This window comes from Spongiactinospora sp. 9N601, assembly GCF_044326295.1.
Classification (GTDB): Bacteria; Actinomycetota; Actinomycetes; order Streptosporangiales; family Streptosporangiaceae; genus Spongiactinospora; species Spongiactinospora gelatinilytica.
The window spans coordinates 1-26,765 of the sequence record NZ_JBIRBB010000015.1; the positions used below are offsets into that span (position 1 = coordinate 1).

Consider the following 26,765-nt stretch of genomic DNA (forward strand, 5'->3'; position numbering starts at 1 on the left):
CCCCCACCCCCGCCCCGGCCCGCCGATCCACCCCAGCGGCCTCCCCGGCGGCGGCGTCATCCCCCGCGGACGGGTTCTCCCCAGGCCAGATCACCCTCGGCGCCGTCCTGGCCCTCGCCGCCATCGCCATCATCACCTTGATCGCCCGCCAATCCCGCTAACCCCTCCCCCCTCCGGCAAGGGCCGCGCTCCGCGCACCCAACGGCCTTCGCTCCGCTCAGCCGTATTTCTTTGTGTCGGGCTCCGCGCGACGCTCGCGCCACCGGCTCGGCCAAGAAACCCGCCGCACAGTCTCCCGAAACGGCACCACAAGATGAGATCGCGGAAACTCCACATCGAGCCTGGCGTACTCCCTTGAACACGCACCGACACGACCGTCCGGCAGATTGCGCTCTTGGTCAGTGATCGGGTTGTGGGACACCATCATGGTGACCCGCGCGTTCGGGCAGGCCGTCGCGTACCTGGAGATCGGCTGTGGTCCGCTGGTACGGCTACGGCTCACGCCGGGCGGCAGGGTGGTGTTCTCTCATGCTCCCGCTGTGCCGGGCAGCTACGGCGTTCGGGTCGAACCGGCGCCGGATGCGGATCACGTCGGCACCCTGATCGTGGAAGGCCGCTCACCAGGGGCTGTGCCACGACCCGGTGCGGTCTAGGTGTATTGACCACGAACGTTATTGACATCCGGCGGGCGAGCTGTCTGGGCGGTGAGCTGTGGCCCCGCCCTAGGTGGGGCCTGTGCGGTGGTCTTGGTACGGCAAGCCCGGTGACCGTCGCCGCCCCGCCCCGCCGTGCCCGTCCGCGCCTTGTGCCCGGAGCGGACGCGATCATGGTGTCTCGCCGCGAAGGTGTGCGGCTACGAACTCGTAGGCGAGGTCGCCGATGGGCCGGCCGAGTCTGCTGCCCGCGGCGAGGGAGTCGGGGAAGTGGACGCCGCCCAGGAGTCTGCTGCGTGCGCAGTCTCGCGCCCACTCGGTCCAGGTGTCCCAGGCCAGGGTGGTCTGCCGCCGTGGGGTGAGGCCGGGTTCGATGACGGAGCCGCCCGGGGCGAAGGTGACCGAGAAGCCGAGTTCGTCGGTCCCGGTGAACCGGCGGGCGGCCTGGGCGTGGGCGAAGGAGAGTGCCGATGAGGTCGAGGGGTATTCGGGATGGTCGCGCGTTTCGATGTAGCTACGCCACTCCTTCCCCTTGATGTCGCTGACCGTCCCCTGCCCCGGGCCGCCCCAGGCGGTCACGTTCTGGTCGCCGTAGAGGAACCGGACCGCGCTGAACGGCCGCACCGCGTCATAGCGCCGCTTGAAATGCCACACGGCGATGGCCGCGTCGAAAATGGCGACGTTGACCAGGAAGTTGAGGGCGATGTACCGCTCCAGCGTGTACCCGCGGGTGTCGGCGATGTGCCATACGGTCGGCGGGTACGCCTTGAACTTGTCGTCGAACTGCTCCGCGAGCAGCTTTGTCGCATCGGTCAGTTCGGCGGATGCCTTCAGGATCTCGTCCGTCTGCCGTTTGTAGCCCTGCCGGTTGCGCGTCCAGTCGCTGTTTTCCGGCGGGGGCACCTCGAAGCGCTGGGGATTTCGGTAGGAATATGGGCGGGTGACGGCCAGTTGCGGCGTGACGAACTCCTGCGCCCGGAAGATGCCGTTGCCCTCGGTGACGATGTTCGGCTGCCAGCGGGACGGGTTGTGCAGAACATGCGCCGTGTTGACCGGACGGTATCCCAGATAGTCGGCGTAGGGCTGCCGGTTGTACTTTCTGCCGCCTTCGTCCCCGAGTTGGTTCATGCCGTCACGCAGCCGGGCGGCCAGCACCGAATTTCCGGCCTTGTTGCCGATGCCGGCGGGCGTCGTGGTGTTCTCGGCGGTGTCGTCGGGATTCAGGCCGACCGATGTCATCATGTCGCGCCAGTGTGCGCGGAACCGTGGCATTTCCGTGCTGAGGATGCGGAAGCTGGCGTACATGATGGCGATGTTGCGGTTGCGGTTCGTCCTGCCCTCGGATGCGGGCCTGCGGCCCAGGTTTGACGCGACCCCGATGGCCGTGGGGTGATATGGCGCGGTCGAGTCGAACCAGGCGTTGTTCAGGACCACAGCGTGCCGCAGAAAGAGCGAGACATCGCTGCCACTGACCCCGGTGGACAGGAACAGGGGCAGTTCGGCGGGGATGACCACCTCGCGGATGGCGTTTCCGGTGTCGAAGTCGAACGGAACGGCCGCCGAGGCGTGGTCCGCGTGGGCCGTACCGCTGACCAGGCGGTCGAGCGCGGCGGCCGGGAGCAGTGCACCGCCCGCGACGGCGCCTTTGAGGAGTTGTCGCCGGGAGGACATCATGGCCTCCAGTCGGGGGCCGGGGCCGGTGGGCGCGAGGATACGCGACCGCCTCATTATGTGCCGCGCCAATGGCGATCACAATTGATCTGACTGACATAGGACGACATAGGACACGGTGCTGATTTCCCGCCGCCCGCTTTCGGAGGGCATTACGTAGGTTAGAGGTATGTTCTTCGAGCCTCAGCCCGAAATGCCAGAAGCAGCAGACCCTCCGCCCCGGCCAGGGCTGCCAGGTTGGTACGCGCCGCCCGACGAAGAGATGGGCGCGGTGATGGTCAGTGGTCTGACTCTGGCCCGTTCGCCGAATGTCGTGATCACGGCGCCGACGATCTGGGCGTTCAGCACCGGGGGCCTGATCGAGGTGGACATCGTCACGCGGCGCGGCGCATTGTCCCCCGATGATTATCAGGCGCTTCAGATGTCGCTGTTTCCGCATATGATCGCCGGGGCGAGAGCCAAGCGACTGCCCGACCAGTTGCTGCGGTTCGGGGTGCGGTTCGGTGACGGCACCAAGGCGAGCACCGTCGGCCAGCGTTTCGACAGATCGGCGCTTCCGCAGGAACCACCGCGCCCGCCGGAGCTCTCGCTACTGTTCGGCGGGATGTCGATGCGTAGCGGTGGCGAGGACGCGGGTGTCATGCGGGTAGGGCTGTGGCTCTGGCCGTTACCGCCGGCCGAGGCATTCGAGCTCGGCGTGGAATGGCCCGCCGGGGGCGTCGGTTTGAACATTGTGAGTGTGGACGGCGCGGCGATCGTGGCGGCGGCCGGGCGGTCGGTTCCGTACTGGCCGGACGCGGCGGAAAACGAATGACCGAGCCTTTCCCGAATGGCCTCCGTTGTCGGGCGAGATGAGGAGCGGCAGATGGGCGATCAGAGGGTGATCATCAACCTTGACCCCATGGACCCTGTGGTCCTGGCCAAGGACACGGGACGGACGGTGATCGTGGGCGTCGCGGATCCCGCCGAGGCCGCGCGGGCCGTGCCCGGTCTGCTGGCCGATGGGGTCGAATCGATTGAGTTGTGCGGTGGGTTCGGGCCGCTGGCCGCCGTTCCGGTGGTCGAGGCGGTCGCGGGCCGGGTGCCGGTCGGGCTGGCGCTGTTCGGGATGGAGTCGCTGACCAGCGTGGCCGCCTACAAGGCGCGCGCGGAGGCGGGCGAGCCGATGACGGCCGCCTTCATCATCATCGTGCCCGGTACCGATCCGCAGGCCGATCGTGAGGTGCGGGAGCACGAGGGCGGGCGGGCGCTGTTCGTGGCCGTGCCGGAGGAGTCGGCCGCCCCTGAGGTCGCCGCCGACCTGCTGGCGTCGGAAGGCATCGAACTCATCGAGCTGTACGGGGGCTTCACCCCGGCCGGGGCCGCCCGGGTGATCGAGGCGGTCGACGCGAAGATCCCCGTCGGCCTCGCCGCGCACACGTGATCAGGCCCGTGCCCGGCCGCGTTCGATGCCGAACATGGCCAGGCAGGGGTCCAGGCCGGCGATGGTGACCTGGGGACGGTCGGTGGCCTCCCATTGGGCGCGGCTCATCCGGAAGCGCTCCGACATCCGGGCGTTGCCGTCCACGGCGTAGCGGGCCACGCCGTCCGCGCGGTAGCCGAGTTTGCGGGAGATCGCCAGGGCGGCCGGGTTGTCGGCGAAGGTCTCAGAGACCGCGTACGCGGCGTCGAGGCCCGCGAAGGCCAGGTGGAGTACGGCGGAGCGCATCTCGGTACCGATCCCGCGCCCCTGGAACTCCCGCCCCAGCCACGACCCGGTCAGCACCTCGCCCAGCACCGCGAACTCCTTGGCGTGCGCGTGCTGCATGCCGACCGGCCGGCCGGACTCGAAGACGGCCAGGCCGAGCGCCCAGTCGGACGGGCTCCAGGACCCAAGGTGCCGCCAGTGGCGGCGCAGGAACTCCTGGGCCCGCTCGGCGGGGGTCCGGTCGGCCCAGGAGTTGAGGAACGGGCTGCGGCCCGGCTCATGGATGCCCTGGGCGGCCACGTCGGCCAGCGCGGCCAGGTCGTCCTCGGTGGGCGGGCGCAGCTCAAGCCGGGAGGTGCGGACGCGCAGTCCCAGCAGCGGCCAGTGGTCGGAGAGCATGCGCCATTCTCCGGCCGCCCCCCGCCATCCCGCACCCGGTTTTCCGTGAGCCGGAAGCCGGGGGAGAGGATGGACGGTATGAGCATCCGCAGGGCAGTGCCCGACATCACCACCGAGGCGATGGACGAGAGCCGCGCGTTCTACCGCCGGCTGGGGTTCACCGAGGTGATGAACCTGGGCTGGGTGGTGACCCTCGCCTCCCCGGACAACCCCACCGCTCAGGTGATCCTCATGACCAGGGACGAGACCGCGCCCGCGCAGCCGGACATGAGCGTCGAGGTCGATGACGTGGACGCCGTCTACGCGGACGTGCTCGCGTCCGGCGCGGAGGTCGTCCACGCGCTGCGGGACGAGCCGTGGGGAGTACGCCGGTTCTTCGTCCGCGACCCGAACGGCCGCGTCGTCAACGTCGTCGGCCACCGCTGACCCACGGGGATGGTCAGTTCACAGCGGTGTGGTGCATCTTGTTGCTCACGTCGTCGGCGAGCTTGACCAGCAGCCGCTGTAGCTCGGCCCGGTCGGAATCGGACCATTCGGCGAGCGCCGCGCCGATCCATTTGGCGGTGAACCGTCTGCATTGTTCGGCGGTGCCCAGGCCCTGCGAGGTCAGGTTGATCCGCCAGGCCCGGCCGTCGCCGGGGTCGCGGACGCGTTCCAGCAGGCCACGTCGTTCGAGGGCGCAGACGTGCCGGGTGATGTGGGGGCTTTCCACCTGAAGGGCGTCGGCGATGGCGCCGATCCTGCGGGGTTCGCCCGCTTCGAGCAGGTGGACAAGGATCTCCGCGTCCGGGCGATCGATCCGGACTCCCGCGGCGTCGGACAGCGGCTCGGTGGTTCTGGCGCGCTTGAACATGGTCACCAGGCGACGGAAGGCCGCCACGGTCGTGAACAGATCGTAGCCCACTATTGCTTACCTAACTTAGGTATGTATCATCGTCCCTTGTTACTTACCCAAGTTACCTAAAAGGAGTCTTTCGTGGCGACAGTCACCGCGCCCGAGCGCCGCGCCACAGCCGGCGGCAGCCCATGGCCCGCCATGGTCACCCTGGCCTTCGCGACGTCCATCATCGCCGTGCAGAGCACCGCGATCCTCCCTCTCCTGCCGGTGCTGCAACGTGAACTCCACACCAGCCTGCCCGCCGTCACCTGGGCGCTCACCCTTGGCCTGCTGGTCAGCGCGGTCGCCATGCCGCTGCTGTCCAAGCTCGGCGACATGTACGGAAGGCGCACGGTCATCCTCGGCGCGCTCACTCTGTTGGTGATCGGCTCGGTGGTGGCCGCGCTGGCCACGTCCCTGCCCTGGCTGCTCGCCGGACGGATGCTCCAGGGCTTCGTCTCCCCCCTGCTGCCGCTGTCGATCGGGCTGGCCAGGTCGTTGCTGCCGCGCCACCAACTGGCCACCGGCATCGGCGTGCTCAGCGCCACCATGGGATTCGGCGGCGGCGGCGGGATGATCCTCGCGGGCCTGGTCGCCGGCGACTACCAGGCGCTGTTCTGGATCATCGGCGGCAGCGGGGCCGTGGCCGGGGTCCTGGTCGCGTTCCTGGTCAAGGACCCCGCCCCGGTGCGCCGCGGCCGTCCCGACCTGCCCGGCGCGCTGGTATTGACCATCGCGCTGGTGGCGCTGCTGCTGGCGATCAGCCAGGGGGGCTCCTGGGGCTGGACGTCGCCGGGCGTGCTCGGGCTGTTCGCGGTCGCCGTGGTGGCGGCGGTGGTCTGGGTGGCCATCGAACGCCGGGTCGCCGAACCTCTGGTCGAACTGGCGATGCTGACCCACCGCGGCACGGTCGGCGCGACGGTGGCCTCACTCCTGCTCGGCTTCTCCTTCTTCACGGTCGTGACCGGGATGTCGAACTTCGCCCAGACCCCTGCCGCCACGGGGTACGGGCTCGGCGCCACCACCCTCCAAGTCGGCTTCTTCCTGCTGCCGAACACGCTGTTCATGCTGGTCATCTCGCTGTTCTCGGGGCAACTGATGCGCCGCTTCGCGGCCTCCACGATGGTCGGCGCCGGGTCGCTGATCGTCGCGGTGGGCGCTCTGTGGCTGGTGCTCTCGCACGACACCGGCACCGACTTCTACCTGGCGTCCGGCCTGCTCGGCATCGGTCTCGGCATCGGCTACGCGGCCCTCGGCACGATGGCGGTGGAGCACGTGGACCCGGCCAGCACGGCGCTCGCCGCCGGCATCAACGCGCTGGTCCGCCTCATGGGCGGCAGCATGGCGGGCGCGGCGATCGCAGCCGTCCTCGCCTCGCTGCCGGGCGAGCCGGGCTACCAGTGGGTGTTCGCGGTCGCGGCGGTGGGCGCGGTGGTCGCAGCGGTGTTCGCGTTCGTGTTCGGGCTGCTGAACCGCAACCTGGTCCCCGCCGCCTGAACCCAGGTCGTTCGATTCGCGCCCGCAGGCCCGGTGGCGGCGGCATGATCGGAGCATGGCGGGCGTGGAAGCGGTCGTGGCGAGCGTGGGCAAGGCGGTGGCGGAGCGGGCGGTCCGGGAGTGGCTGGCGGTGCGCGCCGGGCGTACCGAACGCGAATCCGACCTCACCGAACTCGTCCAGGTCACCTTCCGGGACCGGATGCTGCGGCGGAAATTCGAAAACCAGGTCGAGGGTATCGCGCTGGCGGTGGAGGACCGGCTCCGGCCGTTGATCGAGCAGGAGTACCGGGGGCTGGACGAGGGGGCGCGCGCCGCCGTACTGGCCGAGGTCACCGACGCCCTGCGCGCGGCCGACCTGTCCGACGCGGCGCTGCTGGCCGCCGACGGCGACGCCGTCAAGCTGGCCGAACGCGTGGCCGACGCCCTCCCCGCGCCGAACCTGGGCGAGGCCGAGGACCGGCTTTTCGCGGTGCTGCTGGCCGAGTCGCTGGAGTGCGTGGTGCGGATGGTCCAGCAACTGCCGCAGTACCTCCCGCGGGTGGCGACCGAGTCGCTGGGCCGGCTCGGCGGCCTCGCTGAGCAGATGGACCGCCTGCTCGCCCGCATGCCGGTGCGCTCGCTGGACGCCCCCGAGGGCCGCCAGGACGACGCGGCCTTCGAGCGCCGCTACTTGGACCACGTCAGCCGGGTGCTGGACGAGGTGGAGCTGTTCGGGGTGCGGGTGGAGACCTACCGCCCGCGTACTTCGCTCAGCGTCGCGTACATCAGCTTGAGCGTGTCGTCCGGTGACCCGGTACGACGTACGCCGCTGGACCGGATGCCGATCGCCTCGCTACGGGAGGACGGCGAGCGGAAGCCGGGCAACGTGCGCATCGAGGAGGCTTTGGGGCGTTCCCGGCTGACGTTGCTGCGCGGGGAGGCGGGGTCGGGCAAGAGCACGCTGCTGCGCTGGCTCGCGGTGACGGCGGCGCGCGGCGGGTTCACCGGCGAGCTGGCGGAGTGGAACGGCTGCGTACCGTTCATGATCAAACTCCGCAGTCACGCGCACGGCCGGTTCCCGGCCCCGGAGAGCTTCCTGGACGACGTGGCGCGTGAGGTCGCGGGGCGGATGCCGCGCGGGTGGGTAGAACGGGTACTCGAACTCGGGCGCGGCTTGCTGCTCGTGGACGGCGTTGACGAGCTGGTCGTGCGGCATCGCCCGGCCGTCCGGCAGTGGCTGGGTGGGCTGCTGGCCGCCTACCCCGGCCTGCGGATCGTGGTCACCTCCCGCCCGGCCGCCGCCGAGTCCCGATGGCTCGCCGACGACGGCTTCTCCAGCGCGCTTCTCGAACCGATGACACCCGAGGACCTGCGCGAACTCATCCGCCAGTGGCACATCGCCATCCGCGACTCGCCGAGCCTGCCGTGCGCCCCGGATGAGTTGGAGGCTCATGAGGGGCGGCTGCTGTCCCGGCTGGAGAGCAACCCGCACCTGCGGCTGCTGGCGGCGACGCCGCTGCTCGCGGCCATGTTGTGCGCGTTGAATTTGGACCGCCGCGGGCAACTGCCGCACCGCCGGATGGCGCTGTACGAGGCGGTGCTCGCGATGCTGCTGGAACGGCGGGACGCCGAGCGGGGGATCGATGATGTCGTCTCGCTGGACCAGGGGCAGAAGGAGTGGGTGCTGCGGCAACTGGCCTGGCGGCTGGTGTCGATGGGGCGGTCGGAGCTGTCCAAGGCGACGGCGCTCAAGTTGGTGGCGCAGAAGCTCGCGGCGATGACCCGGATGCCGCACTCGGCGGAGGAGGTACTGGACCATCTGTTGCGCAGAAGCGGGGTGATCCGGGAGCCGGTACCGGGGCGGATCGACTTCGTGCACAAGACCGTGCAGGAGTACCTGGCGGCGAAACAGGTCGTCGAGGACGAGGACATCGACGCCGTTGTGGACCGGGCGCACCTGGACCAGTGGCGCGAGGTCGTCATCATGACGGCGGGCCACGCGACGGGGCGGCTGCGACGCGACCTGCTCGCGGGCCTGCTGGACCGCGCCGACGGAGAACGGCACAGGCGGCGGCTCAGGCTGGTGGTGGCCGGATGCCTGGAGTCGATCCAGGAGTATCCGATGGACCTGCGCGACCGGATCGACGCGTGCGTTGCGGCGGTGATCCCCCCGAAGAATGAGGAGGAGACGAGGCTGCTGGCAGCGGTGGGGGAGGAGATGCTACGCCGGTTGCCCGACGATCTGCGGGGCCTGTCGGAGAAGCGGGCGGCCTTCCTCGTGCGAACGGCCTGGCTGATCAACGGTGACCAGGCGATGGAGAAGCTGAGTCGCTACGCACTCGATGGCCGATGGGATGTCCAGGGGCAGCTCGTTGCGGGGTGGGACTACTTCGACTCGGCGGCGTATGCCACACGGGTGCTGGCTCAAGCGCCGCTCGGCAACGCCGTGACCCTTCACGGGCATCGGCACCTCCGTCATCTGGAACGACTCCCGAACCTCACCAAGTTGCAGGTGATGGCGCCGGTCTCGGACCTGAGCATTCTCACCGATAGTCCACGGCTGCGGTCTCTCACATTGACCGCCGGCAGCATGGAGAACATCGCCCCTCTCGCGGAACTCGGCGACCTGGAACACCTCTCGATCAGGTTGCTGGAGCATCGCCGGATCGACTGGAGGCCGCTGGAGCGGCTTTCCCGCCTTTGGGGCTTCTTTCTCTGGGGACCATACGACGGGGACCTGTCGTTCCTCGATCGGCTTCCTCGCCTGCGCACGCTCGGGCTCGACATGCAGGAAGGGCAGGACCTTGGGCCATTGGCCCGGCAGGTCCAACTCCACTCGCTCTCCCTCTATGGCAGCGCGTCGATCGACGTGTCCGCCCTGGCGGACATGACCCACCTGACAACGCTCCGGCTAGCCCGAGTGTGGATCGGTGACACTGCGAGCATCGCCGTCGCCTGCCCCTCCCTGAAGGATCTGACCTTGGCGGAGGTGCCCGGCGTGGCTGATCTCGCAGGACTCGACTCGTTGCGGCTGGCCGAACTAATGATCCTGGGCGGAGGTGTCACCGACCTCCGGCCACTGCGAAACCAGACCGAACTTCGCATACTCTCGCTCAACGATCTCCCAAGCGTTGCGGACCTTTCCCCGCTCGCAGACCTTCCCCACCTCATGCAGGTCCATCTGGGCAGGGTGGCGGAGGGTATCGATCTTGCACCGCTTGCTGGCCTGCCCGACCTCCGCGTCACCCTGAGGGCGGGCCAGAGGGTGGTCAACGAGCATCTGCTGGGTGGGCGCGTCAGGACCGTACCTGTATAGGGTCAGGAGGGATGCGAGACGCACCTCATCTCCCTGACGAGACCATCCGAGAGACCCTGGACGCGCACTTCGGTCTCAGGCCCACCACCCTCGAATTCCTCCCCCTCGGCAACGACTCCGCCTCCTGGTCCTTCCGCGCCGATGACCACTTCCTCAAGGTCCGTGCCGGAGACGGCCATATGCCAGGCGCCGCCGTACCCGCGTTGCTCTCGGACATCCCACACGTACTCGCCCCGATCCGTACGATCGACGGAAGGCCCTACGCCACCGTCAACGGCTTCGCGCTCGCCCTCTACCCCCTCCTCGACGCCGCCCCGGCCGTCGAGGTCGGCATGTCGGCGGAGCACTGGCGGACGATCGGGGAGGCCATCAGCAGGCTCCACGCCACCCCCCTCACCCCCGAACTCATCCAGGCCGCCGACCGCGAGACCTACCGCCCCGGCAGGCGAGAACTGATCCCCGCCATCGAAACAGCCCTGCGCACCCCCCAGGACGACATCGTCAAAGAACTCGCCACCCACTGGGCCGCCCGCCAGGAGATCATCGACGGCCTCCTCCGCCGCACCGACACCATGGGCCCGAGGCTCGCCGCCGAGGAGCCGCCCGTCGTACTCACCCACGGTGACCTGCACACCTGGAACATCCTGATCGACGACCAGAACAACCTTTGGATCATCGACTGGGACGAGGCCGCCGTCGCCCCCAGGGAACGCGATCTCATGCTGGTCATCAAGGGCATCGGCCCCGGCCTGGTCAGCGAGGACGACACCGCCGCCTTCTTCCAGGGCTACGGCGAAAGCACCGTCCCCGACGAACGTCTGCTCTCCTTCTACCGCGCGGGCTGGGCCGTCAGGGACATCGCCGAGTTCGGCGAACGCGTCGTACTCGACCCCCGCCTGAGCGACGCCGCCCGCCAAGACGCGGTGGAGGGGTTCCTGAGCCTGTTCGAGCCGGGGGACATCGTGGAGATCGCGGGCTGAGTACGAGGACCCGGGTAAGACTTAGGTAGATCTTCGCATGCGGACTGCAAGCGGGACGCGGCATGCTCGCTCCTATGCAGGAGGCGAACGGCGGCAAATGTCCTGGTTGCGGTGGGCCGCTGGAGCAGGCGGCTGACGCCTGCCCGCGTTGCGGGCTGCCGTTGCGCGGGCCGGTCGCGCATGAGTTGTGGCAGGTGGACGTGGCCATCGCCGGGCTTGACGGGGAACGCGCCCGTCTGCTGGCCCGCCGTACCGAACTGCTGGCCGTACTCCGCCGGTCGCCCGCACCACCCGCACCACCGAACCCGCCTCGGCGGGAGCTTTCCGTACAAGCCACCCAGAACATGCTGCTCGTGCTGGGCGGCCTGCTGCTCATCATCGCCGCCTTCGTCTTCACGGTGGTGAGCTGGGGACATCTCGGCATCGGCGGACGGGCCGCGGTGCTCGCCGGGCTGACCGCGCTGGTACTGGCCGCGCCGGTCGTACTGCTGCGGCGCGGGCTGACCGCGACCGCCGAGACGATGGCGGCGTTCGGCGTCGCGCTGATGGTCCTGGACGGCTACGCGGCCAGGCAGGTCGGCCTGGCCGGTTCGGACGCCCTGCCCGCCCCCTACTACACCGCGCTGGTCTGCGGACTGATCGCGGCGCTGCTGGCCGGTTACGCACGGCTGGTCAGGGTACGGCTGGCCGCCCCGGGCGCCGTGGTGTTCGCGCAGGGCGTCCTGGTCATGCCCGCGCTGAAGCCCGGCGGCGACTGGATCGCCGCCGCGTTCCTGCTGGCCGCCGCGCTCGACACGCTGGCCTGGATGTACCTGGACCGCCGGCAGAGAGGGACAGCGGTCAAGGCGACGGCGGCGGTCTGCGGCGCGGTGGCGGCCGGTTTCGGCATGCTGCTGGCCGCCTACAGCGAAGCGGCCATCGCGCAGGACGTCACACGGGCGCTGACCCCGGCGGCCCTCCTGGCCGCCGCCGCCATCGGGATCTTGGTCATCGTGTCCGTTCTCGCCCGCGGGGAGAAGGCACCGGACGCGGTGCGGGTGCTGACCGCCGTCGCCGTGGTCGCGTTCACCGTGGCCGTCGCGACGCTGCTGGGTCACGCCACCGACGGCGGGCCGGTCGGCTGGCGGCTCGTCGCCTGCATGGTCGTCTCGCTGGCGCTGTGCGGCGGGACGTTCGCCCTCCCCGACGCCCTCGTACGGCGGGCCGCCACGGTCACGGCCGGGATCATCGTCCCGCTGTGGCTGCTGCCGATGGCCCCCGAGGTGATCGCCACGCTGGTCGCGCCGCTGCGCCGGGCCGTCGAGTCGCCCTGGCAGCACGCCGCGCTGATCTGGGGCATCGACTGGCCGCCCGCCTCCACCGCCGCGCCGGCCGCGTTGCTCCTGCTCACCGCCGCCGCGCTCATCGTGCGGGCGCGCCACCGCAGGGCCGAACCGGTCGCGCTCGTCACGGCGGCGGTGGCGCTTGCGGTCGTCCCGGTGGCCTTCCGGCTGCCGGAACCGGCCGCCGTGGCGGTGGTGGTCGCGCTCACCGCGGCCCTCGCGGTGCCCGTCGCGCGGCTGAAAGGCCGGCGGGCCCCGCTCTACGGCGTGGTGGCGGTGCTCGCCGCCTGCCACGCGGCGGCCTGGGCGCTGAACGACGAGACCGCCACGCTCGCCGCGCTGCCGGTGCTGGCCGTCGTCGCGGCGGCGGTCGCGGTGACCGGGCGGGCGGCGGGCGTACGGCCCGCCGCGGCCGGAGCCGCCGTCGTACTGCTCGGCGGGGAGGCGCTGGCCGTGGGGATCTCCGCCGGGCTGCCGCGCGGGCAGGCGGCCTTCCCCGTACTGGCCGTGGCCGCGCTGGCCGCCCTCACCGCCGCTCGCACAAGCACGCTGGGCACTGAGATCGGGGGATATGTCCTCGCCGGGGCCGGGATCCTGCTGACCGCTCCGGACCCCCGGCTGATGAGCCTTTCGTGCGCGGCGGCCGGGGTACTGGCCGCCGGTACCGCGCTGCGCCCCGACCGCCGCCGCCACCCGACGTTCCGGACGGCCGCCGCCCTGCTGCTCGCCGCCACCTGGCTGCGGCTGTGGGCCGAGGACGTGGGCGCGGTCGAGGCGTACACGGCCCCGTTCTCGCTGGTGCTGCTCGGTTTCGGATGGTGGCGGGTCAGGCGGGCCGCGGAGGGCTCTCGCCCGTCGTCGTGGTCGGCCTATGGCCCCGGCCTGGCGTTCACGATGCTGCCCAGCCTGCTCGTCGCGCTGTCCGACCCCGGCTGGGTGCGCCCGCTGCTGCTGGGCTGCGCATCGCTGGCCGTACTGCTGGCGGGGGCCCGGTGGCGGATGCAGGCGCCGGTGGTGCAGGGCGGCTTCACCCTCGCCGTGCTGGGGATCAACGAGCTGATGCCATGGATCTCCGACCTGGTGGTGCTGCTGCCCCGCTGGGTGCCGATCGCGGTCGGCGGCGCGCTGCTGGTGGCGATCGGCGCGACGTACGAGGCGCGCAAGCGCGACGTACGCAGGCTCCGCGACGCCCTCGCCAGGCTCGGCTAGAGAACCCGGCTAGAGCCGGGGCACGAACGGCTCTCCGCGCAGCGCCCGATCGACCAGGTCGATGGCGGCGGCCAGGCGGACCAGGCGCGGCCCCTCCTGGCGGTAGGTCTCCAGCACGGCCTCGACGGCGTGCGGCGGCAGGTGGTCCTTCAACTCGACCGCGGCGTTGCGATAACCTGCCCTGGCCGCCTCGATGGCCGCGCCCACATGGTGGACGGCCATCCGGGACAGCGCGACCGGGTGGCGGCGCAGCACGCCGTAGGAGCGGTAGTCGGGCGGCACGGCGTCGAGCAGCCACGCGACCGCCGAGGTCTCCCAGTCGGGGCTGCCGGGCGGGCGGACCCCCTCCGGCCAGTCAGGTGGCACATACACCCCACCATATTAATCGAATTCCTGTTCGATCGCGTTCCCGCGCCGGTGGCGCTAGCTTTCGTGACGTGAGCGAACGCATCGGAGTGGTCGGAGCGGGCATTCTGGGTCTGGCGGTTGCCCGTGAGCTGGCGAGATCGCGCGGGGCGGAGGTCACCGTGCTCGACAAGGAGCCCGGGATCGCCGTCCACCAGACCGGCCGCAACAGCGGCGTCGTCCACGCGGGCATCTACTACCCGCCGGGCTCGCTCAAGGCCCGGTTGTGCCGGGAGGGCGTGGGCCTGCTGCGGGAGTACTGCGCCGAGCACGCCCTGCCGTACGACGAGGTGGGCAAGCTGGTGATCGCCGCCAACCGGGGCGAGCGCGCGGCGCTGCGCGGGCTGGCCGAGCGGGCCAGGGCCAACGGCGTCCCGGACGTCGCCGAGGTCGACGCGCTCGGCCTGCGCGAGATCGAGCCGCACGCGGTGGGAGTGGGCGCGGTCCACTCCCCGCACACCGCGATCGCCGACTTCGCCGCGGTGGCCCGCAGGCTCGCCGCCGACGTGACCGAACTGGGCGGTTCGGTGAAACTGCGGCACCCGGTCACGGCGCTGCGCGAGTCCGGTGACACGGTACGGGTGCTGGCGGGGGGCGAGCGGTTCGCCTTCGACCGGCTGGTGTCGTGCGCGGGCCTCGGCACCGACGCGGTGGCGCGGATGGCCGGGCGGGCGGGCGACGTACGGATCGTCCCGTTCCGCGGTGAGTACTTCGCGCTGGCCGGCGCGGCCAAGAGCCTGGTACGCGGCCTGATCTACCCTGTCCCCGACCCCCGCTACCCGTTCCTCGGGGTCCACCTGACCCGCCGCATCGACGGCGAGGTGCTGGTCGGGCCGAACGCGGTGATGGCGCTGGCCTACGAGGGCTACTCCTGGCGGCGGATCCGCCCGGACGACCTGCGCCGCATCCTGACCTTCCCCGGCACCGCGCGCCTGGCCGCCGGGCATTGGCGTACCGGCGTGCGCGAGGTGTACGGCTCGCTGGCCAAACGGGCGTTCCTGGCCGCGGCCCGGCGCTACGTGCCCGAGCTGACCGGCGGCGATCTCGTCCGGACCAGCGGCGGGGTGCGCGCCCAGGCGGTGCGCAGGGACGGTTCGCTGGTGGACGACTTCGTCATCGACGTACACAGCCGGGTGGTGCTGATCCGCAACGCGCCCTCGCCCGCCGCGACCTCCAGCCTGGCCATCGCCCGGCACATCGCCAAGGTCGTCCCCTGACCTAGTGCTTCTGGGGACCCGTAGTCTGTGGTTTTAACAGGAATCTCACCCGACCGGGCAAAGATAGTGCAGTGACCGATTCGCCGGAAGCGCGACTTCTGATCGTCGAGGACGAGCCGAACATCCTCGAACTGCTGGCCGCCAGCCTGCGGTTCGCGGGTTTCGAGGTGGCCACGGCCAAGGCCGGGCTGGAGGCGGTGTCCGCCGTGCAGCGGCACCGCCCCGACCTGATCGTGCTCGACATCATGCTCCCCGACATGGACGGCTTCGACGTCGTGCGCCGGTTACGCGGCGGCGGGACGCACACCCCCGTGGTGTTCCTGACCGCCAGAGACGCCGTGGAGGACAAGATCCGCGGCCTCACGCTGGGCGGCGACGACTACGTGACCAAGCCGTTCAGCCTGGAGGAGGTCATCGCGCGCATCCGGGCGGTGCTCCGCCGTACCGGCGGCGACCCGGCCGGGCCGCCGCCGCGCATCTCCTTCGCCGACATCGAACTCGACGAAGAGAGCCACGAGGTCTGGCGCGGCGGCCGGCCGGTGCCGCTGTCGCCGACGGAGTTCAAGCTGCTGCACTACTTCATGTCCAACGCCGGGCGGGTGCTGTCCAAGGCCCAGATCCTCGACCACGTGTGGAACTACGACTTCCGCGGCGACGCCGCCATCGTCGAGTCCTACGTCTCGGTGCTGCGCCGCAAGGTGGACAACGTCGAACCGCGGCTCATCCACACCCTGCGCGGTGTCGGTTACGTGCTGCGAGTACCCCCGTTGTCCTGATGGTCCGGAACCTGTTCCGGCGGACCCCGCTGCGGATCAAGCTGATCGCGGCCATGCTGGCGCTGCTGGCGTTCGGGCTGACGCTGATCGGCGTGGTCAGCGTGTCGGTGCTGAAGAGCTACCTGATGGACCGGGTGGACGGCCAGCTCCACCTGCTCGGCGTCGAGGGCGAACGCCGGATGGAACGCGGCCTTTCGGCCCTGGCCAACATCCGCCTGCCCGCCGACGTGACGGTCGTGCTGCGCCGCCCCGACGGCCGGACGATGCTGACCGTCAACGGCATGGAGACCGGCGGCGTGCCACCGCCCGACGTGTCCGGCCTGTCCGGCGTGTTCGGCCCTCACACCGTCGGCGCGACCTCGGGCGACGCCAGGTGGCGGGTCCAGGCGTTCGCGGTGGGCCACGCGGAGCGCCGTACGCTCATGGTGGCCATGGACCTCAGCGAGGTCACCCAGATCACCGGCCGGCTGGCCATGATCGAGGTGCTTGGAGGCTGCGGAGTGATGCTCACCCTCGCCGGGGTCGGCGTCACCATCGTGCGGCGCAGCCTGCGCCCGCTCGCCGCGATCGAACGCACCGCCGCCGAGTTCGCGGCCGGTGAGCTGGGCCGCCGGGTGCCCGACGTCGAACCGCGCACCGAGGTCGGCCGCCTGGCCAGCGCCCTGAACGGCATGCTCTCCCAGATCGAGGCCGCCATGCAGGCCCGATCGGCGTCGGAGGCCGCGGCCCGGCGCTCGGAGGAGAAGATGCGCAGGTTCGTCGCCGACGCCTCACACGAGCTGCGCACCCCGCTGACCTCCATCCGCGGCTTCGCCGAGTTCTACCGGCAAAACCCGGAGGGCGACCCCGCCGTACTGCTGCGCCGCGTCGAGGACGAGGCCGCCCGGATGGGCCTGCTGGTGAACGACCTGCTGCTGCTCGCCCGGCTGGACCGGCAACGCCCGCTGGCCGCCGACCCGGTGGACCTGCTCGCGCTGGCCGCCGACGCCGTTCACGACGCCCGCATCCTGGCCCCCGACCGCGAACTCACCCTGTCCGTGGACGGCGCGGCCCTGATCGTCAGCGGCGACGAAGTACGGCTGCGCCAGGTGATCGCCAACCTGGTCACCAACGCGCTGACCCACACCCCCGACGGCACCCCGATCACCGTGCGGCTCAGCGCCGACCGCGGCTCGGCCGTACTGGAGGTGGCCGACGAGGGTCCCGGCCTCGCGCCCGAGCAGATCGAGCGGGTCTTCGAGCGCTTCTACCGCGCCGACACCGCCCGCACCCGGGCCGCCAAGAACGACGGCGGCACCGGCCTCGGCCTGGCCATCGTGGCCGCCCTCGTCGAGGCGCACGGCGGCACGGTGTCGGTCACCTCCCAGCCGGGCCGCGGCGCGACGTTCCGCGTGGAACTTCCGCTGGAACCCATCACCTCCGACTGACGAGCGTGCGGCCGTGCGCGACTGTCAGCAAACGCTCAGCGACGGCTGAGCCTGGGTCCAGCGGGCGTCGGCACAGTGGGGGCTTGTGCGAGCAAATAAGGCGGGCGATTTCGGTGGCTGAGCAGGAACCGGCCGCCGGCCGTTCCCCCGAGGCGCGGCTGCTGGTCGTGGACGACGAACCGAACATCCGAGAACTACTGTCGGCCAGCCTGCGCTACTCCGGTTTCGAGGTGATCGCCGCCTCCGACGGCCACGAGGCCGTGGCGCTCGCCGAACGCGTCCGGCCCGACCTGGTCGTCCTCGACGTGATGCTCCCCGACCTGGACGGCTTCGCCGTCGCCAAACGGCTGCGCGCGGGCGGGCGGCGGATGCCCGTGGTGTTCCTGACCGCCCGCGACGGCACCGACGACAAGGTCCACGGCCTGGGCGTCGGCGACGACTACGTGACCAAGCCGTTCAGCCTGGAGGAGGTCGTGGCGCGCATCCGCGCGGTGCTCCGCCGCACCCGGGGAGACCTGGAGCTGCCCTCCCGCCTCCAGGTCGCCGACCTGATGCTGGACGAGGAGGCCCACCACGTCGAGCGGGCCGGGCAGCCGGTACGCCTGTCGCCGACGGAGTTCAAGCTGCTGCACTACTTCATGTCCAACGCCGGGCGTGTGGTGTCCAAGGCCCAGATCCTCGACCACGTCTGGAACTACGACTTCGGCGGCGACGCCGGGGTGGTCGAGTCGTACGTCTCCTACCTGCGCCGGAAGATCGACAACGTGGAGCCGCGGCTGATCCACACCCTGCGAGGGGTCGGATATGTCCTTCGCGCGCCCCGGCACTGAGCTGCGGAGACGCCTGGCGCTGAAGAGACGCCTGGCCAGGACGCCGCTGTGGGCGCGGCTCGTGGCCGGCACGCTGGTCCTGGTCGCCGCCGCCATCGCGCTGACCGGCCTGTTCGCGGTGCAGTCGCTGCGCACGTACCTGATGGAACGGGTGGACCACCAGCTCAGGGCCGCCACCAAGCCGCTGGACCGCGGCGGCGACGAACCGCCGGAGGCCCCCAAACTCCGCCCGCAGCGGCTCTACGGGCTGTTCCACATGGTCGTCATGGACGCCGGGGGCAACGTGGCGCGGACCATCGCCGAATCCACCGACGGGTCCCGGCCCGCGCTGCCGCACCTCACCCCCGGCGAGTTCGCCCGGCGCGAGGGCCGGCCGTTCAGCGTCGGATCGGTCGAGCCGGGCGGCCCCCAGTGGCGGGCGGTGGCCGTGGTGGATCGGTACCGGGAGAGCAAGGTCGTCGCCGTCAGCCTGGCCGACCTCGACCGGACCGTCTCCCGGCTCGTCGTCATCGTCACCGGGGCGGGCAGCGCCGTACTGCTGATCCTCGGGCTGGCCTGCCACTGGCTGGTACGGCGGAGCCTGCGCCCGCTCGGCGAGATCGAACGCACCGCCGAGGCCATCGCCGGGGGCGACCTGTCGCGGCGGGTGCCGCCCCGGCACCGCCGTACCGAGATGGGGCGGCTGGGCAGAGCCGTCAACGGCATGCTCGCGCAGATCGAGAAGGCGCTGCGGGACCGTTCGGAGTCGGAGACCGCGGCCCGGCGGGCCGCCTCGGCGGCGCAGAGCTCGGAGGAACGGATGCGGCGGTTCGTCGCGGACGCCTCGCACGAGCTGCGTACGCCGCTCACCTCGATCAGGGGCTTCGCCGAGTTCTACCGGCACAACCCGGCGGGGGACGTGGGGTCACTGCTGCGGCGCATCGAGGACGAGGCGGCGCGGATGGGCGTACTGGTGGACGACCTGCTGCTGCTCGCCCGGCTCGACCAGCGGCGTCCGCTGGAACGGCGTCCGGTGGACCTGCTCAGCCTGGCGGCGGGCGCGGTGCTGGACGCCCAGACGCTCGCCCCGGGGCGGCCGGTGGAGCTGGTACGGCTGGACGAGGGGGACGGGCCCGTGGTGGTGGCGGGGGATGAGGCGGGGTTGCGGCAGGTGCTGGGCAACCTGGTGGGGAACGCGCTCAGGCACACTCCGGCGGACGCGGCGGTGGTGGTGCGGGTGGGGGTCTCGGCGGCGGGGGAGGCGGTGGTCGAGGTCGCGGACGAAGGGCCGGGGCTGGCCGCGCCCGATGTGGAACGGATCTTCGAGCGGTTCTACCGGGCGGACCCGTCGCGTAGCCGGGCGGAGGGTGAGGGCGGTACTGGGCTGGGGCTGTCGATCGCGGCGGCCCTGGTGGAGGCCCATGGGGGGACCATCGGCGTGGACAGCGCGCCGGGGCGGGGGGCGGTGTTCCGCTTCCGGATCCCCGCTCTCCCGGACGCCGCTGAGGGATCTAGGCGGTGACCGCCAGGAGGCGGCGGAACAGGCCCGACGCGGTGATCGCGCCGACGTAACGATCACCGTCGAGGACCGCCACCAGCGGGGTGTGCGACTGGGTCATCAGCGCGGCGATCTCCATCGCGGTGGCGTCGGGCTCCACGACGGCAAGGCTGATCTTCTCGTCCGGCAGGACGTCACGGACGCGTTTGCCGGCCAGCCTGGCGCACATCTGGTCGGCGTGCCCCTCGTCCACCACCCGGGCCAGCGCGGGGTCGGCCTGAATGTAGGGCGGCACCACCATCCGTAGGAGCTGCGAGCCCGGGAGGATGGCATGCGGACGCCCGTCGGGGTCCATCACGATCACCCCGACCAGCCGCTGCTCGGCCATCAGCCGTGCCGCGTCCATCGCGTCATCATCGATCCCGACGGTGGGGAACGGCTCCACCAGATCAGCAGCACGCACTCTGCGAAGGTAACACCGAATGCTGCTGGTTAGTGCGGCATCTACATCTTCTTGACGGCGGTCCTGGCGCTTCCGAGTCGGTACGTCGTACGGCAGAGCCCAGTGCTCGCCGCCCACCGCCGCCAGTGGCCCCCTTGTGCCCGGCGTTTCGCGTGCGCCGTGGTACCTCGCCGTTCCAGCACCGGCCAACAAGCGCCCTTCCCAGCCCCCGCCTACGGCGGCCCGCGCTCCGCGCGCAGGGGCCGGGCTCCGCCCGAGGCGCCGCGCTGCGCGCGCTGGATGGGCTTCGCCCAAGGGGCCGCGCTCCGCGCAGGTGGCCGGGCTCCGCCCAAGGTGGTCGCGCTTCGCGCGCAATCGCCCTCGCTGACGCTCGGCCTGTTCTTTCTCAAGCGGGCTTCGCCCAGGGGTCGTGCTCCGCACGTTGGACGGGCTTCGCCCAAGGTGGTCGCGCTTCGCGCAAGGGCCGGGCTCCGCCCGAGGGGTCGCGCTTCGCGCAAGGGGCGGGCTCCGCCCGAGGGGCCGCGCTGCGCGCATTCGACCTCGCTGACGCTCGGCCTGTTCTTTAGGGCCGGGCTTCGCCCGAAGGGTCGCGCTTCGCGCGCTGGATGGGCTTCGCCCGAGGGGTCGCGCTCCGCGCAGGTGGCCGGGCTTCGCCCAAGGTGGTCGCGCTTCGCGCGCTGGATGGGCTTCGCCCACGGGGCCGCGCTCCGCGCAGGTGGCCGGGCTTCGCCCAAGGTGGTCGCGCTTCGCGCGCATTCGACCTCGCTGACGCTCGGCCTGTTCTTTCTTCCTGTCGGGCTCCGCCCGACGCTAGCGCCACCGACTACATCGGGAACCCAGGCACCCTGCCCGAAGACCGCCCACCACTGCCCGGCACCTGCCCTCCACCTCACACCAGCGCGCACCATTAAGGGCAGTCTCCGCTTCCTGTAATTGTCACTTGAATGGGACTTAGGGAGATACCGTTTTCTGTAGTCCGCCATCATGGATATTGCAGAGAGTGGGTGAAATGTCCGTTTCTCTTAAAGTGCTCGAAATCCCTCACCTCGCCACGGAAACCCGCAGGTCACCGAGGGTGCTCCCCGCGTACGCGGGGATGGTCCCGTGAGAGGCGGGCTGCGGTCGGCCAGCCGGAGGTGCTCCCCGCGTACGCGGGGATGGGCCCGACCTGCTGTACGAGTACGACCCCGAGGCCGGGTGCTCCCCGCGTACGCGGGGATGGTCCCATGGGCTACATGCCCGACATGCTGGCCCTGAAGTGCTCCCTGCGTGCGCGGGGATGGTCCCTCGGCTACCTCACCCCCGAACACAAGGAGAAGGTGCTCCCCGCGCGCGGGGTTGGTCCGGGGCTGGTACGGGCGGTGGTTGTAGCACAGAGGGCTCGTGGAGGACGGGCACCGCGTGAGATCGACCACTCGTTGGTCTCTTCCGACACGACCGTGTACCACTCGCCCCAGGCGAACCCTACTCAGTCACTCCCAGGGCATCCGGCCATGCCCTTCTTCATCTGCGCCTTCTCCTCGGGAGTGAACTGCGGCGGGTCCGGCTGTGCCCAGGCGAGTACCTGACCCGGTGCCCACGGCACCGCGCTCTCGACGTACCACCCCCCAGGCACCTCCCGAGCCACCTCCGACTTCTCGCCCACCCTGAACTCCTCAATAGAACCCCCCCGCTTGGCCAGCGCCGCCCGCACCTCATCCACCGTCATGCCACGAAACCGCACACAATGCAGCAACTCACCCGCCGCATCCACCCTCCCCGCAAACTCGTACCGCTCACCAGCCCGCGCCGGCCGAGCCAAGCCGAGCCGTATACGGCCCTTGAAGTCCGCCGGAATCCGGAACGAGACCGTGCATCCGCCGCCAGGCAAGTCGCACCCCACCGACTCCTCCTTCACAGGCGTCGTGCCCTCCGCCGTCTCAGAGAACGCGAGCTGCCCCGCCACGCTCGGCGAGCCCGGCGCGGTGAACAGCCCGATGTCGAACCCGCGCGCCTTGAACTCGGACGTGAAGCGCTCAGGATCGGCGTAAAGGTCCTTGACGGTGACGACCCAGTCGTCCCCCACCTGCTGGAACGCCAGTGCCGCGTTCGGCGCGATGCCGATCGGCGCGTCCGCAGGAACGAAGGCCAGTCCAACCACGACGGCGACCGCGCCCAGTACCGCCGCGAGAGGGATCACCACCGCCCGCCGTACCCGCCGCAGACGCCCCCCCTTGACCGGCGTCGCGACGATCGTCTCGAACAGCGCCGCCACCTCCGCTCCAGGCTCCGCCGCCTGCGGAACGGGGTCGATGGCCGCCACCATACGGTCGATTCTGCTCACAGATTCTCTCCCCTCAGCTCCACGATCGCCTGGCCTTCCTCGACGGTGGCCAGCCCCAACGCCCTGGCCAGCCGCTTACGCGCGCGGTGCAACCGGATGCGGGCCGCCGTCCCCGTACAGCCGAGTACCTTGCCGATCTCCGGACCGCTCAGCCCCTCCCAACAGGCCAACGCCAGCACTTCGCGGTCACGGACGGAAAGGTCGTCGAACGCCTCCCGCACATGGTCGAGCCCATCGGCTCTGGAGGCAGGCCGCGTGGCCGACGCGTCCTTGAGCCGTTCGGTCAGCCCGGCCCGCCGGGACTGGGCGCGCCGCTGGTTGGCCAGGACGCGGCGGGCCACGCCGTACAGCCACAGGCGTGCCTGCTCGCCCTCGGGTACGTCGGCGATGCGCCGCCACGCCGTGAGGAACGTTTCGGACAGCACGTCCGCCGTGTCCTCAGGCGAGCCGGTACGGCGGGCGGCGTACTGGTGGATGGCCGGGTAGTACGCGTGATAGATCGCCTCAAAGCGATCTCGCGCGCCCGGGGGATGGGTCACAGATGACGCTCCTCATACCAAGATGTCAGGACACCTCGGTACATGTCCGGCACCTTTTCCGAGCGTTTCACCCCACAGCCGGCCTACCAGCCGTGGGGGGTCAGCTCGTCGAGCAGGGCGGTGACGGTCTCGCGTAGGCGGTCGGCGACCTCGGCCGGGCCGTGGCCGGCGCGGATGAGGCGGCCGGACTCGTCGATGACGGTCTGGGAGATCCAGGCCAGCGTCATGCCACGCAGTTTCGCGACCGCAGCGGACGGTGGCGGCGGGTCCGTGGTCGCGGTGATCGCCTCGGCGAGGGCGTCGGCGAGGCGGTCGGTGCTCTCCAGGGCGAGCCGCCGTACTTCGGGACTGCGCACCGACAGGTGCCCGATCGCCCCCCTTAGCTCCTCGGAGGCCATCGAACGCGCGTAATCGGCAAGCGCGAGCGCTTCGTCCCGAATGGCGGCGGCCAGGGGAGTGCCGGGCGCGTGGTCGCGTACGGCGGCGACTAACCGGGCGCGTACCTCGGCGTCCCGGTCGAGCACCAGGTCACGCTTGACCGGGAAGTGGTTGCAGACGGTCTGCTCGGACACCTCGGCGGCGCGGGCGATCTCGATGACGGAGGTGTGCTCGTACCCGCGTTCGGCGAACAGCCGCGCCGCGACGGGCCACGGGTACCCGATGATGACGGCCCGCCACCTGGTGCCGATCAGTCTCAGTACGGACGTCGAGGTGACCGTTTCATCCGACATGTTCACCCAGATGCGGGCGGCCTACCAGGCCGGCCGGTGGGCGGGGCACGGCTCGGCGGGCGAGCCGGAGTTGTCGGTGCGGGACGTACTGCGCATGGCGACCCTCGCCGGAGCCCGCGCACTCGGCCTGGACGACCGCACCGGCTCCCTGACCCCGGGCAAGCAGGCCGACCTATTCCTGCTCCACTTCCTGCTCCGCGCGGACCGCCCCGACGTCGCGCCTGTCTACGACCCTGTGAGCACGGTGGTGTTGCAGATGGACCGGGTACATGTGGACACCGTCCTCGTCGCCGGACGTACGATGCTCCGCCACGGCCGCCCACTCACCGACGACACGGCACTACTGGCTGAGGCCGCCAAGGCATCCGCCCGCCTCGCACCCCTCCTGTGAAACGCGATCAGATACGGGTGAGTTGATCGTGTTTTACTGCGTGGATGAATGCCTGCCACTCGTCGCGGCTGAATAGCAGGTGGGCCTCATCAGGTCGTTTGGAGTCGCGAACTGCGAAGACGGCTCCAACCCGCGCAACTTCAACGCAGTTGTCGCTTGTCGCCATACTCCGCGTGCTCTTCACCCAGACGACGCCGGAGAGATCTACGTCGAATTGGTTGATCACACCCGGCCTCCCTTCATTCGTTAAGGCAGGGCGCGGCTGTACTGCCGCCACTAGGCTTCCTCCAGTCACCATGGGACAAGGGGAAGGGGCCGGTATGGCTGGGGAAGCCCAGGAAGTCGAGGTCAAGTATCAGGTTACTGACCTTCGCGCCCTAGAGGAATCCCTGGCCCGCCAAGGGGTCATCTTGTCGGCTCCGGTACGACAGGACGATCAGGCGTACGCCGAACCCGGCTGGTCCTATGGGCAGAGCAAGATCGGGGTGGCGTTCGCGCGGCTGCGCACCCAGGGCGGCCGGCACTACTTCACCGTGAAAAAGCCGCTCGCGAACGAGATGGCGTGCCTGGAACGGGAGACCGAGGTCGCCGATCGCGAGCAGATGCACGAGGCCGTCATCGCGATGGGCTTCCGGCCGACCGTACGGATCGTGAAGACCCGCCGCACCGCTCACCTGGACGGTATGACGATCTGCGTGGACGAGGTGGAACACGCCGGGGTGTTCGTGGAGATCGAGCGGACGGTGGACGCTGCGGAGTCCGGCACCGCCGTACAGGAGCAGTTGGACGCCTTCGCGTGCTCCCTCGGCGTGCGGTTGCAGCGCACCACCGACACCTACGATTCCCTGGTTCGCGCCGCACTGACGCCTGCCTAGAACAGCGTGACCTTGGTTGGCATGTGAAACGCCCGGCCGGGGCGCGGCCGGGCGTGTTACGCGATCAGGTGCCGTTGAGTTGATCGTTCTTCACGGCGTGGATGAACGCTTGCCACTCGTCGCGGCTGAATAACAGGTGGGCCTCATCAGGCCGTTTGGAGTCGCGAACTGCGAAGATGGCGCCTACCCGCGCGACCTCAACGCAGTTGGAACCGTGTGCCGTGCTCCGGGTGCTCTTCACCCAAACGGCATCGGAAAGGTCTACGTCGTATCGGATGCGCACGCCCTGCCTCCCTTCGCTCGTCATTCAACGCTCTTTTTGATCGATTGCAGGTGCCGGACCGATTCGTCCGGCCCGAGTGCGATGGCGCGAAGGTGATCGAACGTCAGGGTGAAATGTGCGATCTCCTCCTCTTTCTCCAAATATAGACTGCCGATCGCAGTTTCCAGGTAGACGAGTGGTGCGGACAACTCTGGATTCGGGAAGTCCAGCAGGACGAAGGCTCCGTTCATTCCGGGGTGCGCACCAACGGAGGAGCGGACCACCTGAAGGGTGATGTTCTCCTGCTCCTGGGCTTCGATCAGGCGGTCGATCTGGTCACGCATGATCGCCGGTCCGCCCACGGGGCGGGTCAATGCCGCCTCGTCGATGATCCCCCATAGTTGCGGGTGGCCATCGTCGCCGGTGAGGATGCTCTGCCGCTTCATCCGCGCTGAGACCCGCCGCTCGATATCGCGCGCCACCAGGCTGCCGCGCATGAGCGCCCGCGCGTATCCCTCGGTTTGGAGCAGACCAGGGATCAACGTCGGCTCGAATGTGCGGATGGCCGAGGCTTCGGCTTCCAGCTCCACGTAGGAGTCCGGCAGAATGTCCTGATACCTCGCCCACCAGCCCTTCTCTCGTGCATTCCGGGCGAGCTGGACGAGCGCCTCGCGCTGGCGATCTTCAGCGATCCCATACATGTCCAGCAGGTGACGCATGTCAGCGGGCGTGACGCCGGATCGCGCATTCTCGATGCGGTAGAGCTTGGTGGAATGCCAATCAAGGCGCTGGGCGACATCTTCGCGGCTCACCTCCGCCGCTTCGAGTGAACTGGCGAGCAACGCCGTACGACACACCCGCTCCGGCGAGCCCGGAGGGCGGTTGGTCGTCGTGATCGCCTTCCCGGACCAGGTGACATTGCGCCTGGAGGTGATCGATCAGGGGGCGGAGACGGTACCCCGGCCACGCGACCCGGACTGGGACATGGAGTCCGGCCGGGGGCTGTGGCTGGTGGAACAGGTCTCGCGGTCCTGGGGGGAAGCCGCCCTGCGGGACGGCCGGCACGCCATCTGGGCCGATCTGGAATCCAAGCGGGCCGCGTGAGCTGCGTGCAGCACGTGGAGGGCTTGGAGGCGGTCCGGGCCGAGCCAGGCCGCGCAGCTTCGGTCCGGCTGCGGGACACGGCGGGGCGGGGGTCGGTGTGGGTCAGCCGGGGGCGCTGGACGGCCTTCCTCGCTGCGGTACGTGCGGGCGAACTCGCGCCAGAGCGAGGCACGATCCCGGGTTCGGTACGACTCCCCCTCGGGGACCTGTTCTCGGGGTACGTCGTGTCCGTCCTGACCACCAGTGAGCAGTCATGGGAAGCCTTCCAACACGCAGTGATCAACGGCGACTTCGACGACATCTGACCCCATGCAGCCCGGTCTACGGGCAATCGACTGCCGGACTTGCCCGGGAA

General features: G+C 70.3%; 28 protein-coding genes and 1 CRISPR repeat array. Of the genes, 17 read left to right on the forward strand and 11 right to left on the reverse strand.

Translation table 11 applies throughout. The features are described 5' to 3' along the window. Positions 1–401 precede the first annotated feature (401 nt). Complete coding sequence (locus ACH34R_RS31410) at positions 402–653, forward strand: hypothetical protein (RefSeq protein ID WP_397565183.1); 252 nt, start codon at positions 402–404, stop codon at positions 651–653. A gap of 171 nt (positions 654–824) precedes the next feature. Here ACH34R_RS31410 and ACH34R_RS31415 read toward each other — a convergent pair whose 3' ends face one another. Then, complete coding sequence (locus ACH34R_RS31415; protein WP_397565184.1) at positions 825–2,324, reverse strand: vanadium-dependent haloperoxidase; 1,500 nt, start codon at positions 2,322–2,324, stop codon at positions 825–827. A 169-nt stretch (positions 2,325–2,493) separates the two neighbouring features. Between ACH34R_RS31415 and ACH34R_RS31420 the strand changes: the two genes are divergently transcribed. Next, a complete protein-coding gene (locus tag ACH34R_RS31420; RefSeq protein ID WP_397565185.1) occupies positions 2,494–3,138 on the forward strand; it encodes a hypothetical protein in 645 nt (214 codons plus the stop codon). A gap of 51 nt (positions 3,139–3,189) precedes the next feature. Then, positions 3,190–3,747: a DUF6506 family protein gene (locus ACH34R_RS31425; RefSeq protein ID WP_397565186.1), complete on the forward strand. Its 558-nt coding sequence runs from the start codon at positions 3,190–3,192 to the stop codon at positions 3,745–3,747. On the opposite strand, the gene ACH34R_RS31430 is transcribed toward ACH34R_RS31425, so the two are convergent. Beyond that, positions 3,748–4,410, reverse strand: coding sequence for a GNAT family N-acetyltransferase (locus ACH34R_RS31430; protein WP_397565187.1), 663 nt, complete (start codon positions 4,408–4,410; stop codon positions 3,748–3,750). It lies immediately after the preceding gene. 78 nt (positions 4,411–4,488) lie between these two features. Here ACH34R_RS31430 and ACH34R_RS31435 point away from each other — a divergent pair, with 78 nt between their 5' ends. Next, complete coding sequence (locus ACH34R_RS31435; protein WP_397565188.1) at positions 4,489–4,836, forward strand: VOC family protein; 348 nt, start codon at positions 4,489–4,491, stop codon at positions 4,834–4,836. A gap of 13 nt (positions 4,837–4,849) precedes the next feature. Here the strand turns inward: ACH34R_RS31435 and ACH34R_RS31440 are convergent, their stop codons facing one another. Next, on the reverse strand, positions 4,850–5,314 hold the full coding sequence (locus tag ACH34R_RS31440) for a MarR family winged helix-turn-helix transcriptional regulator (protein ID WP_397565189.1): 465 nt from the start codon (positions 5,312–5,314) through the stop codon (positions 4,850–4,852). A gap of 72 nt (positions 5,315–5,386) precedes the next feature. Between ACH34R_RS31440 and ACH34R_RS31445 the strand changes: the two genes are divergently transcribed. From ACH34R_RS31445 to ACH34R_RS31460, 4 genes are all read left to right on the forward strand, one after another. Then, the gene (locus ACH34R_RS31445; RefSeq protein ID WP_397565190.1) at positions 5,387–6,784 is read left to right on the forward strand and encodes an MFS transporter; all 1,398 of its coding nucleotides are present in this window, start codon (positions 5,387–5,389) and stop codon (positions 6,782–6,784) included. A 55-nt stretch (positions 6,785–6,839) separates the two neighbouring features. Then, entirely contained in the window at positions 6,840–10,079 is a 3,240-nt protein-coding gene (locus ACH34R_RS31450; RefSeq protein ID WP_397565191.1) for an NACHT domain-containing protein, read from the forward strand. 11 nt (positions 10,080–10,090) lie between these two features. Then, a complete protein-coding gene (locus ACH34R_RS31455) occupies positions 10,091–11,059 on the forward strand; it encodes a phosphotransferase (RefSeq protein ID WP_397565192.1) in 969 nt (322 codons plus the stop codon). A gap of 74 nt (positions 11,060–11,133) precedes the next feature. Continuing rightward, on the forward strand, positions 11,134–13,590 hold the full coding sequence (locus tag ACH34R_RS31460; RefSeq protein WP_397565193.1) for an SCO7613 C-terminal domain-containing membrane protein: 2,457 nt from the start codon (positions 11,134–11,136) through the stop codon (positions 13,588–13,590). A 9-nt stretch (positions 13,591–13,599) separates the two neighbouring features. On the opposite strand, the gene ACH34R_RS31465 is transcribed toward ACH34R_RS31460, so the two are convergent. Next, complete coding sequence (locus tag ACH34R_RS31465) at positions 13,600–13,962, reverse strand: hypothetical protein (protein ID WP_397565194.1); 363 nt, start codon at positions 13,960–13,962, stop codon at positions 13,600–13,602. A gap of 65 nt (positions 13,963–14,027) precedes the next feature. Here ACH34R_RS31465 and lhgO point away from each other — a divergent pair, with 65 nt between their 5' ends. The 5 genes from lhgO to ACH34R_RS31490 all read left to right on the forward strand — a co-directional run bounded on the left by lhgO (position 14,028) and on the right by ACH34R_RS31490 (position 19,746). Further along, positions 14,028–15,212 (forward strand): L-2-hydroxyglutarate oxidase, encoded by a 1,185-nt coding sequence (lhgO, locus tag ACH34R_RS31470; protein ID WP_397565195.1) that lies wholly within the window; start codon positions 14,028–14,030, stop codon positions 15,210–15,212. 71 nt (positions 15,213–15,283) lie between these two features. Further along, positions 15,284–15,988, forward strand: a complete 705-nt coding sequence (locus ACH34R_RS31475) for a response regulator transcription factor (RefSeq protein WP_111169914.1) — start codon at positions 15,284–15,286, stop codon at positions 15,986–15,988. After that, a complete protein-coding gene (locus ACH34R_RS31480) occupies positions 15,988–17,415 on the forward strand; it encodes an ATP-binding protein (RefSeq protein ID WP_397565196.1) in 1,428 nt (475 codons plus the stop codon). Before ACH34R_RS31475 ends, ACH34R_RS31480 begins: the two co-directional genes overlap by 1 nt. Before the next feature lie 113 nt (positions 17,416–17,528). After that, positions 17,529–18,245 carry a response regulator transcription factor gene (locus tag ACH34R_RS31485; RefSeq protein ID WP_397565197.1) on the forward strand — a complete coding sequence of 239 codons (717 nt, stop codon included), beginning with the start codon at positions 17,529–17,531 and terminating at the stop codon, positions 18,243–18,245. After that, a complete protein-coding gene (locus tag ACH34R_RS31490; RefSeq protein ID WP_397565198.1) occupies positions 18,220–19,746 on the forward strand; it encodes a sensor histidine kinase in 1,527 nt (508 codons plus the stop codon). The genes ACH34R_RS31485 and ACH34R_RS31490 overlap by 26 nt, the downstream gene beginning before the upstream one ends. On the opposite strand, the gene ACH34R_RS31495 is transcribed toward ACH34R_RS31490, so the two are convergent. The 4 genes from ACH34R_RS31495 to ACH34R_RS31510 form a co-directional block, all read right to left on the reverse strand. Beyond that, complete coding sequence (locus ACH34R_RS31495; RefSeq protein ID WP_397565199.1) at positions 19,736–20,185, reverse strand: CBS domain-containing protein; 450 nt, start codon at positions 20,183–20,185, stop codon at positions 19,736–19,738. The two genes, ACH34R_RS31490 and ACH34R_RS31495, sit on opposite strands and share 11 nt — an antisense overlap. A 1,074-nt stretch (positions 20,186–21,259) precedes the next feature. Then, positions 21,260–21,527: a CRISPR direct-repeat array (repeat unit 25 nt; unit sequence GTGCTCCCCGCGTACGCGGGGATGG). 126 nt (positions 21,528–21,653) lie between these two features. Next, positions 21,654–22,508, reverse strand: coding sequence for a hypothetical protein (locus ACH34R_RS31500; RefSeq protein WP_397565200.1), 855 nt, complete (start codon positions 22,506–22,508; stop codon positions 21,654–21,656). Next, the gene (locus ACH34R_RS31505) at positions 22,505–23,047 is read right to left on the reverse strand and encodes an RNA polymerase sigma factor (RefSeq protein ID WP_397565201.1); all 543 of its coding nucleotides are present in this window, start codon (positions 23,045–23,047) and stop codon (positions 22,505–22,507) included. The genes ACH34R_RS31500 and ACH34R_RS31505 overlap by 4 nt, the downstream gene beginning before the upstream one ends. Positions 23,048–23,130: 83 nt before the next feature. Then, the gene (locus ACH34R_RS31510) at positions 23,131–23,745 is read right to left on the reverse strand and encodes a TetR/AcrR family transcriptional regulator (protein ID WP_397565366.1); all 615 of its coding nucleotides are present in this window, start codon (positions 23,743–23,745) and stop codon (positions 23,131–23,133) included. On the opposite strand from ACH34R_RS31510, the gene ACH34R_RS31515 reads away from it, so the two are divergent. Beyond that, a complete protein-coding gene (locus tag ACH34R_RS31515; RefSeq protein ID WP_397565202.1) occupies positions 23,642–24,169 on the forward strand; it encodes an amidohydrolase family protein in 528 nt (175 codons plus the stop codon). The two genes, ACH34R_RS31510 and ACH34R_RS31515, sit on opposite strands and share 104 nt — an antisense overlap. Before the next feature lie 7 nt (positions 24,170–24,176). Here ACH34R_RS31515 and ACH34R_RS31520 read toward each other — a convergent pair whose 3' ends face one another. Then, entirely contained in the window at positions 24,177–24,395 is a 219-nt protein-coding gene (locus tag ACH34R_RS31520) for a DUF397 domain-containing protein (protein WP_397565203.1), read from the reverse strand. A gap of 94 nt (positions 24,396–24,489) precedes the next feature. Here ACH34R_RS31520 and cyaB point away from each other — a divergent pair, with 94 nt between their 5' ends. Continuing rightward, a complete protein-coding gene (cyaB, locus tag ACH34R_RS31525; protein ID WP_397565204.1) occupies positions 24,490–25,044 on the forward strand; it encodes a class IV adenylate cyclase in 555 nt (184 codons plus the stop codon). 64 nt (positions 25,045–25,108) lie between these two features. Here the strand turns inward: cyaB and ACH34R_RS31530 are convergent, their stop codons facing one another. Next, positions 25,109–25,327, reverse strand: a complete 219-nt coding sequence (locus ACH34R_RS31530) for a DUF397 domain-containing protein (RefSeq protein ID WP_397565205.1) — start codon at positions 25,325–25,327, stop codon at positions 25,109–25,111. A gap of 20 nt (positions 25,328–25,347) precedes the next feature. Continuing rightward, positions 25,348–26,148 (reverse strand): helix-turn-helix domain-containing protein, encoded by an 801-nt coding sequence (locus ACH34R_RS31535; RefSeq protein WP_397565206.1) that lies wholly within the window; start codon positions 26,146–26,148, stop codon positions 25,348–25,350. On the opposite strand from ACH34R_RS31535, the gene ACH34R_RS31540 reads away from it, so the two are divergent. Continuing rightward, on the forward strand, positions 26,075–26,410 hold the full coding sequence (locus tag ACH34R_RS31540; RefSeq protein ID WP_397565207.1) for an ATP-binding protein: 336 nt from the start codon (positions 26,075–26,077) through the stop codon (positions 26,408–26,410). The two genes, ACH34R_RS31535 and ACH34R_RS31540, sit on opposite strands and share 74 nt — an antisense overlap. Then, positions 26,407–26,715 (forward strand): hypothetical protein, encoded by a 309-nt coding sequence (locus ACH34R_RS31545; RefSeq protein WP_397565208.1) that lies wholly within the window; start codon positions 26,407–26,409, stop codon positions 26,713–26,715. Before ACH34R_RS31540 ends, ACH34R_RS31545 begins: the two co-directional genes overlap by 4 nt. Positions 26,716–26,765: the final 50 nt, after the last annotated feature.